16 protein-coding genes are annotated in these 17,138 nt (G+C 66.4%); 10 read left to right on the top strand and 6 right to left on the bottom strand.

Features of this window, described 5'->3' with window-relative positions:
- Nucleotides 1-72 precede the first annotated feature (72 nt).
- On the top strand, nt 73-1,140 hold the full coding sequence (hisC, locus tag ACV22V_RS13725) for a histidinol-phosphate transaminase (protein WP_448014201.1): 1,068 nt from the start codon (nt 73-75) through the stop codon (nt 1,138-1,140).
- 75 nt (nt 1,141-1,215) lie between these two features.
- On the opposite strand, the gene ACV22V_RS13720 is transcribed toward hisC, so the two are convergent.
- The 3 genes from ACV22V_RS13720 to rsmD form a co-directional block, all read right to left on the bottom strand.
- Complete coding sequence (locus ACV22V_RS13720) at nt 1,216-1,482, bottom strand: YfhL family 4Fe-4S dicluster ferredoxin (protein ID WP_175909339.1); 267 nt, start codon at nt 1,480-1,482, stop codon at nt 1,216-1,218.
- A 59-nt stretch (nt 1,483-1,541) separates the two neighbouring features.
- Entirely contained in the window at nt 1,542-2,039 is a 498-nt protein-coding gene (gene coaD / locus ACV22V_RS13715; protein WP_006398238.1) for a pantetheine-phosphate adenylyltransferase, read from the bottom strand.
- A gap of 111 nt (nt 2,040-2,150) precedes the next feature.
- Nucleotides 2,151-2,765 carry a 16S rRNA (guanine(966)-N(2))-methyltransferase RsmD gene (rsmD, locus tag ACV22V_RS13710; RefSeq protein WP_059526118.1) on the bottom strand — a complete coding sequence of 205 codons (615 nt, stop codon included), beginning with the start codon at nt 2,763-2,765 and terminating at the stop codon, nt 2,151-2,153.
- A gap of 203 nt (nt 2,766-2,968) precedes the next feature.
- On the opposite strand from rsmD, the gene ftsY reads away from it, so the two are divergent.
- A complete protein-coding gene (ftsY, locus tag ACV22V_RS13705) occupies nt 2,969-4,129 on the top strand; it encodes a signal recognition particle-docking protein FtsY (RefSeq protein ID WP_321851792.1) in 1,161 nt (386 codons plus the stop codon).
- Between the two features lie 94 nt (nt 4,130-4,223).
- Here ftsY and maiA read toward each other — a convergent pair whose 3' ends face one another.
- Nucleotides 4,224-4,868, bottom strand: coding sequence for a maleylacetoacetate isomerase (gene maiA / locus ACV22V_RS13700; RefSeq protein ID WP_448014199.1), 645 nt, complete (start codon nt 4,866-4,868; stop codon nt 4,224-4,226).
- 183 nt (nt 4,869-5,051) lie between these two features.
- On the opposite strand from maiA, the gene ybiB reads away from it, so the two are divergent.
- Entirely contained in the window at nt 5,052-6,026 is a 975-nt protein-coding gene (gene ybiB / locus ACV22V_RS13695; protein ID WP_448014198.1) for a DNA-binding protein YbiB, read from the top strand.
- Nucleotides 6,027-6,420: 394 nt separating this feature from the next.
- On the top strand, nt 6,421-8,067 hold the full coding sequence (gene leuA, locus ACV22V_RS13690; RefSeq protein WP_448014197.1) for a 2-isopropylmalate synthase: 1,647 nt from the start codon (nt 6,421-6,423) through the stop codon (nt 8,065-8,067).
- Between the two features lie 143 nt (nt 8,068-8,210).
- Here the strand turns inward: leuA and ACV22V_RS13685 are convergent, their stop codons facing one another.
- Nucleotides 8,211-8,594 carry a nuclear transport factor 2 family protein gene (locus tag ACV22V_RS13685; RefSeq protein ID WP_059526129.1) on the bottom strand — a complete coding sequence of 128 codons (384 nt, stop codon included), beginning with the start codon at nt 8,592-8,594 and terminating at the stop codon, nt 8,211-8,213.
- 45 nt (nt 8,595-8,639) lie between these two features.
- Nucleotides 8,640-9,209, bottom strand: a complete 570-nt coding sequence (locus tag ACV22V_RS13680; RefSeq protein WP_059526132.1) for an acyloxyacyl hydrolase — start codon at nt 9,207-9,209, stop codon at nt 8,640-8,642.
- A gap of 361 nt (nt 9,210-9,570) precedes the next feature.
- On the opposite strand from ACV22V_RS13680, the gene rpoH reads away from it, so the two are divergent.
- The 6 genes from rpoH (at nt 9,571) to ACV22V_RS13650 (ending at nt 17,072) form a co-directional block, all read left to right on the top strand.
- On the top strand, nt 9,571-10,506 hold the full coding sequence (gene rpoH / locus ACV22V_RS13675) for an RNA polymerase sigma factor RpoH (protein ID WP_059691452.1): 936 nt from the start codon (nt 9,571-9,573) through the stop codon (nt 10,504-10,506).
- A 328-nt stretch (nt 10,507-10,834) separates the two neighbouring features.
- Nucleotides 10,835-11,113: a cytochrome oxidase putative small subunit CydP gene (gene cydP, locus ACV22V_RS13670; protein ID WP_059526138.1), complete on the top strand. Its 279-nt coding sequence runs from the start codon at nt 10,835-10,837 to the stop codon at nt 11,111-11,113.
- Entirely contained in the window at nt 11,103-12,683 is a 1,581-nt protein-coding gene (locus ACV22V_RS13665; protein WP_059691451.1) for a cytochrome ubiquinol oxidase subunit I, read from the top strand. The genes cydP and ACV22V_RS13665 overlap by 11 nt, the downstream gene beginning before the upstream one ends.
- Nucleotides 12,684-12,714: 31 nt before the next feature.
- Nucleotides 12,715-13,851 (top strand): cytochrome d ubiquinol oxidase subunit II, encoded by a 1,137-nt coding sequence (gene cydB / locus ACV22V_RS13660; protein ID WP_059526145.1) that lies wholly within the window; start codon nt 12,715-12,717, stop codon nt 13,849-13,851.
- Nucleotides 13,852-13,905: 54 nt separating this feature from the next.
- On the top strand, nt 13,906-14,028 hold the full coding sequence (gene cydX / locus ACV22V_RS13655; protein ID WP_059526148.1) for a cytochrome bd-I oxidase subunit CydX: 123 nt from the start codon (nt 13,906-13,908) through the stop codon (nt 14,026-14,028).
- A 560-nt stretch (nt 14,029-14,588) separates the two neighbouring features.
- Nucleotides 14,589-17,072 (top strand): family 20 glycosylhydrolase, encoded by a 2,484-nt coding sequence (locus ACV22V_RS13650; RefSeq protein WP_448014194.1) that lies wholly within the window; start codon nt 14,589-14,591, stop codon nt 17,070-17,072.
- Nucleotides 17,073-17,138 lie beyond the last annotated feature (66 nt).

Here is a 17,138-nt window from a genome sequence, read left to right as displayed (position 1 = left end):
GTCGTGCGCAATCGCGCACCGCAGCGTCCACATGCGGTAATCTGGTCGTTTTTGCCCGTCAGGAGCCAAGCGGTGAGCCGTTACTGGAGCGACGTCGTTCAGCAACTCGTGCCTTACGTGCCGGGCGAACAGCCCGCGCTCGCACACCCCGTCAAGCTGAACACCAACGAGAATCCCTATCCGCCTTCGCCGCGCGTCGTCGCGGCGATCGCACGCGAACTCGGCGACACCGGCGACACGCTGCGCCGCTATCCCGACCCGCTCGCGCGCGCACTGCGCGAGACGGTCGCGGCCCATCATCGCATCAAGCCCGAGCAGGTCTTCGCCGGCAACGGCTCCGACGAAGTGCTCGCGCATGCGTTCCAGGCACTGCTCAAGCATGACCGGCCGCTGCGCTTTCCCGACATCTCGTACAGCTTCTACCCGACCTACGCGCGCCTGTACGGTGTAGAGACCACGGTCGTGCCGCTCGCGGACGATTTTTCGATCCGTGTCGAAGACTATCTCGACGATGCGGGTGGCGTGCTGTTTCCGAATCCGAACGCGCCGACCGGGCGCGCGCTGCCGCTCGCGGACATCGAACGGATCGCGGCCGCGAACCCGTCGTCGGTCGTGCTGATCGACGAGGCGTACGTCGATTTCGGCGCGCAATCCGCGATCACGCTGATCGACCGCCATCCGAACCTGCTCGTCGTGCACACGACGTCGAAGGCGCGCTCGCTCGCGGGCATGCGCGTCGGCTTCGCGTTCGGCGATGCCGCGTTGATCGACGCACTGAATCGTGTGAAGGACAGCTTCAATTCCTATCCGCTCGACCGGCTCGCGCAGGTCGCCGCGCAGGCGGCATACGAAGACACCGACTACTTCGGTGCGACCTGCCGACGCGTGATCGACAGCCGTGTGCGGCTCACGCACGCGCTGGAGGCACTCGGTTTCGACGTCGTGCCGTCGGCCGCGAATTTCGTGTTCGCGCGCCATCCCGCGCACGATGCGGGCACGATCGCGGCAAAGCTGAAGGATCGGGAAATTTTCGTACGGCACTTCCGGGCGCCACGCATCGACCAGCATTTGCGCATCACCATCGGCACCGACGCCGAGTGCGACATGCTCGTCGCGGCATTGCGCGACCTGATCGGCTGAAGCGAAGGGAGAAGTGGAACCGGCGCCAAGCGGCGCCGGCCAAGCAATTCGCGACGCGCGCGCGTCACTGCGCGGTCACTGCGCGTCGTCGCTCTTCGCGGCGGTCAACGCGTGATACTTCGCCATCAACTGCGCATGCGATTCGTCATGCTGCGGATCGCGCGGAATGCATTCGACCGGACACACCTGCTGGCACTGCGGTTCGTCGAAATGGCCGACGCATTCGGTGCACTTGTTGGGGTCGATCACGTAGATATCCGGGCCCATCGAAATCGCGCCGTTCGGGCACTCTGGCTCGCACACGTCGCAATTGATGCACTCGTCGGTAATCATCAAAGACATACTGATCTCACTTCTTCAGGCCGGCGGCCGGCTTCGCAACGAAACCGGCCGGCACCGCGTCACGCGGCCGGGCCTCCCATCGCGGCGACTTTCTCGGTCAGCCACTTCTCCACGGACGGAAACACGAACTTGCTGACATCGCCGCCCAACTGCGCGATTTCGCGCACGATCGTCCCCGAGATGAACTGATACTGATCGGACGGCGTCATGAACATCGTCTCGACGTCGGGCAGCAGATAGCGGTTCATCCCCGCCATCTGGAACTCATATTCGAAATCGGATACGGCACGCAGCCCGCGCACGATCACGCGCGCGTTGTTGGTGCGGACGAAGTCCTTCAACAGGCCCTTGAACCCCATCACCTTCACGTTCGGATAATGGCCGAGCACCTCGTTCGCAATCTTCAGACGTTCTTCCAGCGAGAAAAACGGCTTCTTCGCGCGGCTGTCGGCAACACCGACCACCAGCGTATCAAAAATGCTCGACGCACGCCGCACGAGGTCTTCGTGCCCGCGCGTCAGCGGATCGAACGTACCGGGATACACGGCGACTACCATGTCGCTCCTCCTGTCATCACGCAAACGGGGTGGCAGCCGTGCGACGCGCACGCCACTGCCGAGATGGGCATGCGTCGCCTTTGCGGTGCGCCGCCTCGCATGGAACGCGCATTATTCATCATTTTCGCGCCGCAGCAAATGATAGTGAACCGCACCCGCCTTGCCGTGCTTCACCACCTGCCAACCGGCCAGCGCTTCGTGCGCGGCCGGGTCGAGCTCCGCGCCCGTCTCGACGTACAGCGCGCCATCCGGCGCGACGAGCGGCGCCGTCAGCGCAATCGCGCGATCGAGCACGGCCGGCTCACCGAATGGCGGATCGAGGAACACGACGTCGAACGCGCCCGGGGTCAGCCCGGCAGCGAGCCGCAGCGCGTCGGCTTCCGCGACCTCGACCGAGCGTGCACCGAGCTTGTCCTTGATCGCGCGCAGCTGCTGCGCCGCGCGCGGGTGGCGCTCGACCATCACGACACTCGTCGCGCCGCGCGACGCAGCCTCGAATCCAAGCGCGCCGGTGCCCGCGAACAGGTCGAGGCAGCGCCGGCCTTCGAGATCCTGGCCGAGCCAGTTGAACAGCGTCTCGCGCACGCGATCGGGCGTCGGCCGCAGGCCGTCGAGATCGAGCACGGCGAGCGGCGTGCGCTTCCAGTCACCGCCGATGATGCGGATCGTGTGCGGCTTGCCGCGACCAGGGGGGGCCGTCGGGCGGCCGGAAGAGGAACGGGACATACGGAATATCGACGACGGGGGGACCGGGTGCGCGGGAGGGCGCACCGCCAAACAGGCGCACGTTACCACAGCGGCGGCACCGGCTGACGCGAGTGCGCCGCCGCACTGATAAAATGCAGGGTTTCGGCCGCCGTGCGCACGCATGACGGCGCCCTCCGGCGCTCCGCCCTGGCGGCGCCCCGCCCTCTTCCCGACGTCAGACCATGTTCAGCTTCTTCAAACGATTCAAGAAAACGCAGGAGCCCGACTCCGCGGAATCGCAATCGATCGATGCGCCGCAACCGGACGAACCGTCCGACTCGCCCGCCGCCGACGCGCGCCAGGCGATCGAAGCGCCGCAAGCGCCCGCGCAACCGCAGCCGGCCGCGCCGGCTGTCGTGATGACGGTCACGCCGACCAACGACGGCAGTGACGAAGTCGTCGAAGCGGTCGAGATCGTGCCGCCGCCGACGCAGGACGCCTCCGCGAAGAAATCGTGGCTCGCGCGCCTGAAGTCGGGCCTCGCGAAGACGGGCTCGAGCATTACCGGCGTGTTCGTCAACACGAAGATCGACGAGGACCTGTACGAAGAGCTCGAAGCCGCGCTGCTGATGGCCGACGCCGGCGTCGATGCGACCGAGTACCTGCTCGGCGCGCTGCGCGAGAAGGTGCGTGCGGGCCGGCTGACCGATCCGCAGCAGGTGAAGGGCGCGCTGCACGACCTGCTCGTCGAACTGCTGAAGCCGCTCGAGAAATCGCTGATGCTCGGCCGCGCGCAGCCGCTCGTGATGATGATCACGGGCGTGAACGGCGCAGGCAAGACCACCAGCATCGGCAAGCTCGCGAAGCACCTGCAGAGCTTCGACCAGTCGGTGCTGCTGGCCGCGGGCGACACGTTCCGCGCGGCCGCGCGCGAACAACTGGCGGTCTGGGGCGAGCGCAACAACGTGACGGTCGTCCAGCAGGAAAGCGGCGACCCGGCCGCGGTGATCTTCGACGCGGTCAGCGCCGCGCGCGCGCGCAGGATCGACGTGATGATGGCCGACACGGCCGGCCGCCTGCCGACGCAGCTGCACCTGATGGAAGAGCTGAAGAAGGTGAAGCGCGTGATCTCGAAGGCGCACGATGGCGCGCCGCACGAGGTGCTGCTCGTGATCGACGCGAACACGGGCCAGAACGCGCTCACGCAGGTGAAGGCATTCGACGATGCGCTCGGCCTCACGGGCCTGATCGTCACGAAGCTCGACGGCACCGCGAAGGGCGGCATTCTCGCCGCGATCGCACGGCAGCGCCCGGTGCCCGTCTACTTCATCGGCGTCGGCGAGAAGGTCGAGGATCTGCAGCCGTTCAGCGCAGTGGAATTCGCGGACGCGCTGCTCGGCTGAACGTCGCCGGCCCGCACCGCACGGGGCGCCTTCGGGCGCCCTTTTTTGATGCGCGTCCGGAAGCCGTCAGCCGGTGGCTGACAGCCGCGCGACGTCATTCGGCGTCGGGCTGCGCGCCGGGCTCGGCGGCCTTGAACGCGTCGAGCGTCGACGCATGATCGGCGATCCGCTGGATCGTCGGAAAGCGCGTCGTATCGATCGAGAAACGGTTCGCGTTGAACACCTGCGGCACGATGCAGATATCGGCGAGCGTCGGCGTGTCGCCGAAGCACAGCTTGCCGGTGCGCGGATCGTTCGCGAGGCGCGTCTCGAGCGATGCGAAACCCGCCTCGATCCAGTGCCGGTACCAGTCGTTCTTCGCTTCCTCCGACACCTTCAGCGTGTGCTTCAGGTACTTGAGCACGCGCAGGTTGTTCAGCGGATGGATCTCGCACGCCACCTGCAGCGCGATCGCCCGCACATACGCGCGGTCGACCGGCTGCTTCGGCAACAGCGCCGGTTCGGGATGCGTTTCCTCGAGATATTCGATGATCGCGAGCGACTGCTGCAGCGTGGCATCGCCGTCGATCAGCGTCGGCACGACCGCATCCGGATTCACCGCGCGGTAGGCGTCCTTCAATTGCTCGCCGCCGTCGCGCAGCATGTGCACGGGAACCGTGTCGTACGGCAGCTGCTTCAGGTTCAGGGCGATCCGCACGCGGTACGACGCGGAACTGCGGAAATAGCTGTAGAGCTTCATGGGATGTCTCTCTGGAATTCGTATTCGGCCGGCGACGGCGTCCGCGGCGCACGCGGCACCGCCGGGAACCCGAGTTTAGCGCGCCGCGCCGCGTCGGCGCGCGCAGCCGTGCCCGTGCGATACTCGGGGCATTCCTTACCGCTCACCGCGCGGCCCGATGCCAGCCGCCCGCCCCACGCCCCGATGACCGCTTCCCTCGACCCCGCAACCTCGCCGTTCCCTTGCGCCCGCTTCATCAAGGAAATCGGCCGCGGCCCGCACGGCGCACGCGCGCTGTCCGCCGAAGACACGTTCGAGCTTTATCGCGCGATGCTCGACGCGCGCGTGTCGGACGTCGAACTCGGCGCGATCCTGATCGCCTATCGTCTGAAGGGTGAAAGCGCCGACGAACTGGCCGCGATGCTCGCCGCCGCGCAGGCGTCGTTCGAACCCGTGCACGTGCAGGATGCCGCGTTCCGCCCGGTGTCGATCCCGAGCTACAACGGCGCGCGCAAGCAGCCGAACCTGGTGCCGCTGCTCGCACTGCTGCTCGCGCGCGAAGGCGTGCCGGTGCTCGTGCACGGTGTCGAGCGCGATCCGGGCCGCGTGACGAGCGCGGAGATCTTCTCGGCGCTGTCGATCCCGCCGTCGACGTCGCACGACGCGATCGAGGACATGCTCGCGGAACGCCGCGTCGCGTTCGCGCCCATCGCCGCGCTGGCGCCGCGCATCGCGCGTCTGCTGTCGCTGCGCGGCGTGCTCGGCGTGCGCAACTCGACGCACACGCTCGTGAAGATCCTGCAGCCGTTCGCGCCGGCCGGGTTGCGGCTCGTCAACTACACGCATCCGCCGTACCGCGACAGCCTCGCGCAACTGTTCCGCGATCATCCGGACGCCGCACTCGGCGGCGCGCTGCTCGCGCGCGGCACGGAAGGCGAAGCGGTGGCCGACACGCGGCGCCAGGTGCAGGTCGACTGGCTGCACGACGGCGTATGCGACACGATGATCGAGCCCGAGCGCTCGTCGAGCGACGCGCCGCCCGTCGCGCTGCCCGAATCGCGCGACGCGGCAACCACGGCCGCGTGGACGGACGCCGTGTTGCGCGGCGAAATTCCGGTACCCGACGCGCTTGCGCGGCAGGTCGAGACGATCGTACGAATCGCCCGGCTCGCACCGTGACCGGCATCCCGGGCCGGCACGCCGCCGCACCGGCCTTTCGACCGACCATTTGACACGCGCACGCATCCTGGCATAGAGTTGTCGCCATGCGTTCCTTTCCGAACACCCTCCGAATTACCTCCGGCCGCCTAGCGCGGTCGCTATCGCTACGACTAGCCTAAGGCTGTCTTAGCGCCGTGTGCTGTCCGCACGGTCCCTCCCTGCAGTTCCTCGCAGCACCCTTCTCGCAGTTTTTACAACCCGAAGTCGTCAGCATTCGTCCGTCTATCCGTCGGCCGATTCGCGAAGATCATCCGCATCCGCAGCGCGTTTGCCGCGCCACGGTGCGAGGCAGCGCCACCCGTCGCCCATGCCGCCCGTCTTCGCTCGCGACTTGAGACCCGAGGTCCAGAAGATGAAGCGCAACCCGCAAGACAAGTACCGTCCGTTCGAGCCCGTCCGCATCAATGGCCGCCGCTGGCCGACCCGCACCATCGAGCGTGCGCCGGTCTGGATGAGCACCGACCTGCGCGACGGCAACCAGTCGCTGATCGAGCCGATGAGCATCGAACAGAAGCTGGAATTCTTCGACATGCTGGTCGCGATCGGTTTCAAGGAAATCGAAGTCGGTTTTCCGTCGGCGTCGCAAACCGACTTCGATTTCGTCCGCAAGCTGATCGACGACAAGCGCATTCCCGACGACGTGACGATCGAAGTGCTCGTGCAGTCGCGCGAAGACCTGATCGCGCGCACCTTCGACGCGCTCGAAGGCGTGCCGCGCGCGATCGTGCACTTGTACAACGCGATCTGCCCGTCGTTCCGGCGCATCGTGTTCGGGATGTCGAAGGACGACGTGAAGGCGCTCGCGGTCGAGGGCACGCGACTCATCAAGGAACACGCGGCGGCCCGCCCCGACACGCACTGGACCTACCAGTATTCGCCGGAAACCTTCAGCATGACCGAGCTGACGTTCGCGCGCGAAGTGTGCGACGCGGTCGCGCAGGCGTGGCGGCCGACCCGCGATCACAAGATGATCGTCAACCTGCCGGCGACCGTCGAAGCCGCGAGCCCGAACGTGTTCGCCGACCAGATCGAGTGGATGGACCGCAACCTCGCGTATCGCGACAGCATCGTGCTGTCCGTGCATCCGCACAACGATCGCGGCACCGCGGTCGCGGCCGCGGAACTCGCGCTGCTCGCGGGCGCCGACCGCATCGAAGGCTGCCTGTTCGGCAACGGCGAGCGCACCGGCAACGTCGATCTCGTCACGCTCGCGCTGAACCTCTATACGCAGGGCATCGATCCGGGCCTCGATTTCTCCGACATCGACGCGGTGCGCCGCGTAGTCGAGCGCTGCAACCAGATTCCGGTGCATCCGCGTCATCCGTACGCGGGCGACCTCGTGTTCACCGCGTTCTCGGGCTCGCACCAGGATGCGATCCGCAAGGGCTTTGCGCAGCAGCGCCCCGACGCGGTGTGGGAAGTGCCGTATCTGCCGATCGACCCGGCCGACCTCGGTCGCAGCTATGACGCGGTCATTCGCGTGAACAGTCAGTCCGGCAAGGGCGGCGCGACGTTCCTGCTCGAACGCGGGATGGGCTTCACGCCGACGCGGCGCGTGCAGATCGAATTCAGCCACGCGGTGCAGACGCTCGCCGACACGTCCGGCGAGGAAGTGACCGGCGACGCGATCTGCGCGCTGTTCGCCCGCGAATTCTTCAAGACCGACGGCCCGGCCGCGCGCCACGGCGACGCCGCACGCTGGCAGAACCGCGACATCGCGGGCGCGCCGCCGGCCGGCGCGACACCCGAAGACGTCGTGCAACGCACGGCCGCGGCCTTCGCGACGGCGGCCGGCGCGACGATCGACGTCGCCTCGTGCGAACACGCGCGCACGAGGGACGGACGAATTGCGGTATCGGTCGGCTGCCGGGTCGGCGATGCACCGCTGCGGCATGGCGTCGGCGTGCACGCCGATGCGGCAAGCGCCGCGCTCGACGCGGTCGTCAGCGCGATCAACCGCTCGGCCTGGCAGTGCGCCGACCGCCGTGCGGCAGCCTGATCGGCAGATTTTCGTTTCAGGGTTCGAACGTCAGCGAGCGGTGCGTGACCGCCCGTGCGCCGCGCGATCCGCGCCGCACGGGCAATGAAAAGCGGCCCAGAAGGCCGCCTCGGTCGGGACACGAAAAGGAGCGCCACGCGCGCTCATGTCTCGGTCGCGCACCGCGTCGCCTGCCACGCCAGCAGGCGCCACTGCCCCTGCTCATGGGTATGGACGGCGGTATAGGCGATCGGAAACACCAGCCCGCCGTTGTTCGTTTCCATCTCGATCAGTGCGCGCCCGGTGACGACGCAGGTTGCGTCGCCGACGGGCAGCAGGTCCTGCGACTGGATTTCGATCTGACGATAGCGGCGGCGGCCGGCGACGATGGCGTCGATGAACTGCTGCTTGGTTTCGCGTTTGCCGTTGGTGTGCACGAAGAACACCTTGTCCGACAATTGCGCCTCGAGCGCCTCGCCGTCCCCGTCGACCATCGCCCGGAACCGATCGCGCTCGAGCGCGCGAATCGCATCGACCACCTTCGCCATCGCCTGACTCCTCGGCAACGCGCCCGCCGTGCGCGGGCGTGCGGATCAGAAGTTGTACTGCACGTAGAACTGGTGGAAATTTATACCAGGATTCGGCTCTTTGATACCCGCGTTAGACACATGTTGAAAACGGTAGCCGAGCTGATACTGTTGCCGTTCTCCGAACTGCGCGCCGACGCCGACGACGTCCACGAACTGGAACGACGTCGCCAGCGACAGTTTGTTGGAGATCGTCGGGGACGTCAGGAAGCGGATGCCGGCGCCGGCCTCGATGAACGGCCGCACCTGCCCCGCGCTCTTGATGAAGCGGAACATCGGCGTCGCACCGAATTCGCCGATGCTGCCATGAACATTGCCGCCCGTGTGCCAGTAGCCGGCGTGGCCTTCCATCACGAACGCGAAGTGCCAGCCGCCGATTTCCCACCAGTTCCAGCCCGGATCCCACACGACGCCGAGATCGGCCTTGTCGATCCCGTGGCGATCGGAAAACCCGCCGCCCGCCTGGATTCCCCATCGATCCGCGAACGCGGCACCCGATCCGCCCAGCAGCGACGCCGCCAGCAGCGCATGCAGCGCAAGCCGACTACGGGGCCGGCAATTCTTCTTATTGTTCATCAGACACTCCAACTTCGTGGGTTGAATGGAGCCTTGCCGCAGCGGCCGGGCCCGAGCGAACTGAATGGTATGGTAAAGGACTTTTCGAATCGGCATCACGAAGCGAAATTGTTTGCTTCCAAAACTACAAAAATCGAAACCGTCTACTGATTACTATCAGAAACAACAACTTACGGAACTTCCACCGGCCACTCCGGTCGCAAATTAGACTATCGACTCGACAAGTTCGATAGAGAACCGGGAACTTGGATGCCCGCACCCCCTCTAAGGAATTAGCACTCGGATTACGGGAGTGCTAAGATGGGCCCCGGAATCTCATCCGAGACCAGGGGTTTGTCCCTGATTCCAAAGGAGTTTTTTAGTGAGCCACGCCCTGACCCTTCCGAACACCCTGAGCCCGACGCCGGCCAAGGCCGAATCGGCAGGCTCGCTGGCGCTCGCGACTCAATCGATGTTGTCGGGCCAGCTCGGCAACATCGACGCGTACATCCAGGCCGTCAACCGGATCCCGCTCCTGACCGCCGAAGAGGAACGCCAGTACGCGACCGAATTCCGCGAAGACAACAACCTCGACTCGGCACGCCGCCTCGTGCTGTCGCACCTGCGGCTCGTCGTGTCGATCGCGCGCAACTACCTCGGCTACGGCCTGCCGCACGGCGACCTGATCCAGGAAGGCAACATCGGCCTGATGAAGGCCGTGAAACGTTTCGACCCGGCGCAAAACGTGCGCCTGGTGTCGTATGCGATCCACTGGATCAAGGCCGAGATCCATGAGTACATCCTGCGCAACTGGCGGATGGTGAAGGTCGCGACGACGAAGGCGCAGCGCAAGCTGTTCTTCAACCTGCGCAGCCACAAGAAGAGCATGCAGGCGATGACGCCCGAGGAAATCGACGGCCTCGCGCAGGAGCTCAACGTCAAGCGCGAAGACGTGACCGAGATGGAGACGCGTCTGTCGGGCGGCGACATCGCGCTCGAGGGCCAAGTGGAAGACGGCGAGGAGTCGTACGCACCGATCGCCTATCTGGCCGATTCGCACAACGAGCCGACCGCCGTGCTCGCCGCGCGTCAGCGCGACATGCTGCAGACGGACGGCATCGCGCAGGCGCTCGAGGCACTCGACGCACGCAGCCGCCGGATCATCGAGGCGCGCTGGCTGAACGTCGACGACGACGGCTCGGGCGGCTCGACGCTGCACGATCTCGCGGCCGAGTTCGGCGTATCGGCGGAACGCATCCGCCAGATCGAAGCGAGCGCCATGAAGAAGATGCGCACGGCACTCGCCGAATACGCGTAACTCCGCGATTTAGAGCGCCTTACCCAAAACCGCTGCCCACCCGGCAGCGGTTTTTTTTCGTCTATGTTTTGGCCTCGATCACCCCGTATTAATCGACCTTATTGATCGGGTATCGGGCGAATTCCGCCCCCTTCCGCATAACCTTGATCTGCATCAAGTTTCGACACGTGCTTCGCGACGGTCTGCCGCAGCGCAACACTCGGCATCGGAAAGCCGGCATTTTAAAATTGGCATGTCGGCTTAAAAGGATTAAAACAGCTTAACTGCCGTCATAAATCCGACGTAGAGTCGCCCCAAAACCCACGTAAATCGATTCAGGATAATCGCCTTGATCTCGATCAATAAAGAGCCTGCGCCGCCTCCCCCGCAGGCCGCCGGCACGCTCGGCTGGCGCGCACGCATCGCCGCGTGGGCGCGCGGGCCGACCCTCATGCGCGACATCACGCTGGTGGTGATCGTCAAGCTGATCCTCCTGATGTCGCTCAAATACGCATTCTTCAATCATCCGCAGGCCAAGCACATGTCGCTGCCGCCTGCCGTCGTCGCCGAGAAGCTGCTCTCGGTGCCGGCGCCTGCATCTACCGAGGGAGACCACCATGATAAGTAGCGAAGTCGTCGATCTGTCGCGTCTGCAGTTCGGCATCACGGCGCTCTACCACTTCCTGTTCGTGCCGCTGACGCTCGGCCTGTCCTGGCTGCTCGTCATCATGGAAGCCGTCTACGTGATGACCGGCAAACAGGTCTACAAGGACATGACCCAGTTCTGGGGCAAGTTGTTCGGGATCAACTTCGCGATGGGCGTGACGACCGGCATCACGCTCGAATTCCAGTTCGGCACGAACTGGTCGTACTACTCGCACTACGTCGGCGACATCTTCGGCGTGCCGCTCGCGGTCGAAGGCCTGATGGCGTTCTTCCTCGAATCGACGTTCGTCGGCCTGTTCTTCTTCGGCTGGAACCGCCTGTCGAAGGTCAAGCACCTGCTGGTCACGTTCCTCGTCGCGCTGGGTTCGAACCTGTCCGCGCTCTGGATCCTCGTCGCGAACGGCTGGATGAACAATCCGGTCGGCGCCGAGTTCAACTACCAGACGATGCGCATGGAGCTGACGAACCTGTTCGACGTGCTGTTCAACCCGGTCGCCCAGGTGAAGTTCGTGCACACCGTGTCGGCCGGCTACGTGACGGCCGCGATGTTCGTGCTCGGCATCTCGTCGTGGTACCTGCTGAAGAAGCGCGACACCGACTTCGCGCTGCGCTCGTTCGCGGTCGCGGCAGGCTTCGGTCTCGCGTCGACGCTCTGCGTGATCGTGCTCGGCGACGAATCGGGCTACACGACCGGCGAAGTGCAGAAGATGAAGCTCGCCGCGATCGAATCGGAATGGGAAACCCAGCCGGCACCCGCATCGTTCACGCTGATCGGCATCCCGAACCAGAAGGAAGAGCGCACCGACTACGCGATCAAGATCCCGTACGCGCTCGGCCTGATCGCGACACGCTCGATCGACGAACCGGTGATCGGCCTGCGCGAGCTCGCGAAGCACAGCGAGGAACACATCCAGAGCGGGATGGTCGCGTACGGCGCATTGCAGAAGATCAAGGAAGGCGACAAGAGCGACGCGACCCGCGCGCTGTTCGATCAGCACAAGCAGTATCTCGGCTACGGGCTGATGCTCAAGCAGTTCACGCCGAACGTGGTCGATGCGACGCCGGAGCAGATCAAGGCCGCCGCGAAGAAGACGATCCCGCCGGTCGCGCCCGTGTTCTTCTCGTTCCGGATCATGGTGTTCCTCGGCTTCCTGTTCCTCGCGACCTTCGTCGCCGCGTTCTGGTTCTGCGCGCGCCGGCAGTTGCTGCAGGACAACCGCCGCTGGTTCCTGCGCTATGCAGTGTGGGCGATCCCGCTGCCGTGGCTCGCCGCGGAATTCGGCTGGGTCGTCGCCGAGCTCGGCCGCCAGCCGTGGACGATCGCGGGCATCCTGCCGACGCATCTGTCCGCGTCCAGCCTGACGTCGACGGACCTGTACCTGAGCCTCGCCGGTTTCATCGCGTTCTACACGGCACTGTTCGTCATCGAGATCAAGCTGATGTTCAAGTACGCGCGTCTCGGCCCGTCCTCGCTGCATACCGGCCGCTATCACCACGAGCTGGCGGCCGCCGGCGAGCACGCGTCGGCCTGAGCGCGCACCTGAAACCGAACAAGGAATCGCTATGGACTATGCAACTCTCAAGCTGATCTGGTGGCTGCTCGTCGGCGTGCTGCTGATCGGCTTCGCCGTCACCGACGGCTTCGACATGGGCGCGACCGCGCTGCTGCCGTTCCTCGGCAAGACCGACGAGGAACGCCGCATCATCGTCAACACGGTCGGCGCGACGTGGGAAGGCAACCAGGTGTGGCTGATCACGGCCGGCGGCGCGATGTTCGCCGCCTGGCCGCTCGTCTATGCCGCGTCGTTCTCCGGCTTCTACTTCGCGATGCTGCTCGTGCTGTTCGCGCTGTTCTTCCGGCCGGTCGGCTTCGACTATCGCAGCAAGCGGCCCGACCCGCGCTGGCGCGCCGGCTGGGACTGGGGCCTGTTCGTCGGCGGCTTCGTGCCGGCGCTGGTGTTCGGCGTCGCGTTCGGCAACCTGCTGCAGGGCGTGCCGTTCAAGTTCGACAGCGACCTGCGCGTGACCTACTACGGCGGCTTCTGGGCGTTGCTGAACCCGTTCGCACTGCTCTGCGGGCTCGTCAGCCTCACGATGCTCGTCGCGCACGGCGCCGCGTTCATCAAGATGAAGACCGACGGCGTGATCGCACGCCGCGCGTCGATCGCGCTGCGCGTGTCGGCGCTCCTCGCGGTCGTGCTGTTCGTGCTGGCCGGCGTGCTGATCGCGTCGACCATCGGCGGCTTCCACATCACGCACGCCGCGCCGACCGACACGGTCGCGAACCCGCTGCTCAAGGACGTCGCCGCCGGCTCGGGCCTGTGGCTCGCGAATTACGGCGAGTATCCGTGGATGATCGCGGCACCCGTCGTCGGGATCGCGGGCGGCCTGCTCGCGCTGCTGCTCGCCGGCTCGAAGCAGGAAAAGACGGCGTTCTTCTGCACCGGCCTGATGATCACCGGCGTCATCCTGACCGCAGGCTTCTCGATGTTCCCGTTCATCATGCCGTCGTCGCTCGACCCGCGCAGCAGCCTGACCGTGTGGGACTCGACGTCGAGCCACATGACGCTGCAGGTGATGCTGTTCGCGGTGATCGTGTTCCTGCCGATCGTCCTGCTCTACACGAGCTGGGTGTACCGCGTGATGCGCGGCAAGGTCACGCATCAGTCGCTCGAAGAGAACAAGCACTCGATGTATTGAACCCGGCCGGGGCGCGCACGCGCCCCTGCCCACCGTTTCGCAAGGAGTCGGATCATGTGGTATTTCAGCTGGATTCTCGGTATCGGCGTCGCGCTGTCGTTCGGCATCGTCAACGCGATGTGGCTCGAAGCACGGCAGAAGCCGCAGGAAGCGCCGGTGCGCGCACGCCGCGGCTGATCGCACGCGGGAAGGCGGCTCGCACCGCCCCTCCCGTCCGGAACGAACCTCGCGTCATGCGAGGTTTTTTTTCGTCCGCACCATCGGCGGCCCCGCGAATCCCCGATGCCAATTTAGCGCCAGATTGATACCACTTGAATACCAATCAAAGGTTTCATAAGATCTTTGGACACGGTCGCCGACAGGCCGAATCCATCTGGTGGGGGAGACATGCGAATCCCGTGTCTGGCGCGCGCCCGCGCGCCGAGTTGCCATGCGTATGCGGCAGCGGCCGCCGTTGCGATCGTGCGCGGCCGGTCGAACCCACTCCGCCGCGGTCGCATCGTTGCCGCGGCGATTGCCGTGCGCCGCCGATGAGCACGCATCCGCCGCCCCGCCGATCCGATCGGCACGCGTGCCCGCCTCCCGTTCCGTAACGCACGCCCCCGCGTGCCGAATGCGCGCGGTGCGGCTGCATCGCCCCGTGCGCGGGTATCTCCCGCAGCTCCATTGAAAGACCCGATCGCGGCGACGTCGCCCCCAACGACGCCGCCACGCCCACTTTTTTCTCAGGAGTTCGAATGAAGCACACCTTGCCATCCTTCGTTGCCGCCCTGTTGATCGCGGCGCTGCCGCCCGTCGCGATCGGCGCGCAGCCGACGCCGACCGCCGCCGTCGCGGCTGCCGGCATCGCACAACCGGCCGCGCAAGCGGCCAGTCTCGCGACGCTTCTGTCGAACGGCCTCGCGCTGCGCGTCGCCGTCGACAACAACCACGCGGCCGCGGCCGGCGTGCCGTGCGCCGATCTCGGCGCCGACGGCGCAGCCTGCGCGACCGGCCGCCTGATCCTGCAGAACCGCGGCCACCAGACGATCGCCGACGGCGGCTGGAAGCTGTACCTGCACAGCATCCGGCGGCTGCTGCGGATCGATCGTCCGGGCTTCGCGCTGCGGCGGCTCACCGGCGACCTGTACGAGCTGACGCCGCAGCCGGGCTCGGTGCGGCTCGCGCCCGGCGAACGCATCGAACTGCCGTTCGTCGCCGAATACTGGCTGCTGCGCTACAGCGACGTGATTCCGCGCCCGTATGTCGTCGTCGACGGCGCACCGCCCGCCGTGCTCCGCTACAACGACACCGACGACGAGCTCCGCTATGTCGAATCGCTGCCGGCCGACGCGCAAAACAATTCGACCGGCAACGCGCCGCCCGTGGCGGCACGCCCCGACGCGAGCCGCGCACTGCCGAGCGTGAAACGCGAACAGCCGCTGCCCGGCACGCTCGACCTGCGCGGCGTCGAGCTCGCGCTGCCGGACCTGCCGGATGGGCAAATCGCGGCGCTGCGCGAACGTGCGACGACACTCGGGCTCGACGGCGCGCGCGTGCCGGTCCGCGGTGCCGTCGCACCGCGCCGGCTGCCGGCCGACATTGCGGTGCCGGGCGGCTACCGGCTCGCGATCGGGCCGCGCGGCGTGCTGATCGAAGGCTACGATCGCGCGGGCCTCTACTACGGCGTGCAGACGCTCTACTCGCTCGCGCCCGCCGGCGGCGGCCCGATCCCGGCGATGCTCGTCGAGGATGCACCGCGCTTCACGCATCGCGGGATGCACGTCGACCTCGCGCGCAACTTCAAGCACCCGGCGACGCTGCGCCGCCTGATCGATCAGATGAGCGCATACAAGCTCAACCGCCTGCACCTGCATCTGTCCGACGACGAAGGCTGGCGCATCGAGATTCCCGGCCTGCCGGAGCTGACCGATATCGGCTCGCGCCGCTGTCACGACCCGAGCGAGACGCGCTGCCTGCTGCCGCAGCTCGGCTCGGGCCCCGACAACCGCTCGGGCAGCGGCTACCTGACGCGCGACGACTACGTGGCGCTCGTGCGCTACGCGGCTGCCCGCTTCGTCAGGATCATCCCCGAGATCGACATGCCCGCGCATGCGCGCGCGGCCGTCGTGACGATGGAGGCGCGCTACCGGCGGCTGCACGCGGCCGGCCGCGAGCAGGAAGCGAACGCGTACCGGCTGCTCGATCCGCAGGACACGACGAACCTGACGACGGTGCAGTTCTACGATCGGCGCAGCGACCTGAATCCGTGCGTGCCGGGCGCGCTCAATTTCGCGTCGAAGGTGATCCGCGAAATCGCGGCGATGCATGCGGACGCGCAGGCGCCGCTGCACACCTGGCACTACGGCGGCGACGAGGCGAAGAACATCTTCCTCGGCGGGGGCTTCCAGCCGCTGAACGGCACCGATCCAAACAAGGGGCGCATCGATCTCGCCGCGCAGGACAAGCCGTGGGCGCGTTCGCCCGCGTGTACGGCGCTGCTCCAGCGCGGCGAGATCAAATCGATCGACGAGTTGCCGACGCGTTTCGCGAAACAGGTGAGCGCGGCGGTCGACGCGAACGGGATCGACACGATGGCCGCGTGGCAGGACGGCATCAAGCATGCGAACGGGCCGCAGGACTTCAGCACGCGCCACGTGATGGTGTCGCTGTGGGACACGGTCTTCTGGGGCGCGTCGGACAGCGCACGCGACCTGAGCAGCAAGGGTTACCTGACGGTGCTCGCGCTGCCCGACTACCTGTACTTCGACTTCCCGTACACGCTCAACCCGCGCGAGCGCGGCTATTACTGGGGCTCGCACGCGACGGACGAGTACAAGGTGTTCTCGTTCGCGCCCGAGAACCTGCCGCAGAACGCCGAAGTGATGGGCGATCGTGACGGCAACGCATTCGAGGTGACGGGCACCGGCCCCGCGCCGCGCATCGAAGGCATGCAGGGACAGGCGTGGGGCGAGGTGATGCGCAACGACACGTTCCTCGAATACATGGCCTATCCGCGGCTGCTCGCGCTCGCCGAACGCGCGTGGCACCGGGCCGACTGGGAGCTGCCGTATGCGGCCGGCGTGCGGTTCAAGCGCGGCGACACGCATCACGTCGACCTGGCCGCGCTGCAGCGCGACTGGGCCGGCTTCGCGACGCTGCTCACGCAGCGCGAATTGCCGAAGCTCGACCGGGCCGGCATCGGCTACCGGAAGCCGACCTTCACGCTGACGAACCCGTGAACGATTGAGCGGTTGCAGATCCGCGCAAGCGGTGCGCGATGCGGACGATTGCATCGCGCCCACGCC

The organism is Burkholderia sp. AW33-5, assembly GCF_053427615.1.
Note: the sequence above shows the minus strand (reverse complement) of the source record. Positions and strands in the feature narration are given on the sequence as shown.

What these genes read in the sequence shown, in the direction of transcription:
- ACV22V_RS13650 (WP_448014194.1), top strand. Translation starts at nt 14,589, where the DNA reads ATGAAGCACACCTTGCCATCCTTCGTTGCCGCCCTGTTGATCGCGGCG.
- ACV22V_RS13685 (WP_059526129.1), bottom strand. Translation starts at nt 8,594, where the DNA reads ATGGCGAAGGTGGTCGATGCGATTCGCGCGCTCGAGCGCGATCGGTTC.
- maiA (WP_448014199.1), bottom strand. Translation starts at nt 4,868, where the DNA reads ATGAAGCTCTACAGCTATTTCCGCAGTTCCGCGTCGTACCGCGTGCGG.
- rsmD (WP_059526118.1), bottom strand. Translation starts at nt 2,765, where the DNA reads ATGTCCCGTTCCTCTTCCGGCCGCCCGACGGCCCCCCCTGGTCGCGGC.
- ACV22V_RS13720 (WP_175909339.1), bottom strand. Translation starts at nt 1,482, where the DNA reads ATGTCTTTGATGATTACCGACGAGTGCATCAATTGCGACGTGTGCGAG.
- leuA (WP_448014197.1), top strand. Translation starts at nt 6,421, where the DNA reads ATGAAGCGCAACCCGCAAGACAAGTACCGTCCGTTCGAGCCCGTCCGC.
- coaD (WP_006398238.1), bottom strand. Translation starts at nt 2,039, where the DNA reads ATGGTAGTCGCCGTGTATCCCGGTACGTTCGATCCGCTGACGCGCGGG.
- ybiB (WP_448014198.1), top strand. Translation starts at nt 5,052, where the DNA reads ATGACCGCTTCCCTCGACCCCGCAACCTCGCCGTTCCCTTGCGCCCGC.
- cydX (WP_059526148.1), top strand. Translation starts at nt 13,906, where the DNA reads ATGTGGTATTTCAGCTGGATTCTCGGTATCGGCGTCGCGCTGTCGTTC.
- ACV22V_RS13680 (WP_059526132.1), bottom strand. Translation starts at nt 9,209, where the DNA reads ATGAACAATAAGAAGAATTGCCGGCCCCGTAGTCGGCTTGCGCTGCAT.
- ACV22V_RS13665 (WP_059691451.1), top strand. Translation starts at nt 11,103, where the DNA reads ATGATAAGTAGCGAAGTCGTCGATCTGTCGCGTCTGCAGTTCGGCATC.
- ftsY (WP_321851792.1), top strand. Translation starts at nt 2,969, where the DNA reads ATGTTCAGCTTCTTCAAACGATTCAAGAAAACGCAGGAGCCCGACTCC.
- cydB (WP_059526145.1), top strand. Translation starts at nt 12,715, where the DNA reads ATGGACTATGCAACTCTCAAGCTGATCTGGTGGCTGCTCGTCGGCGTG.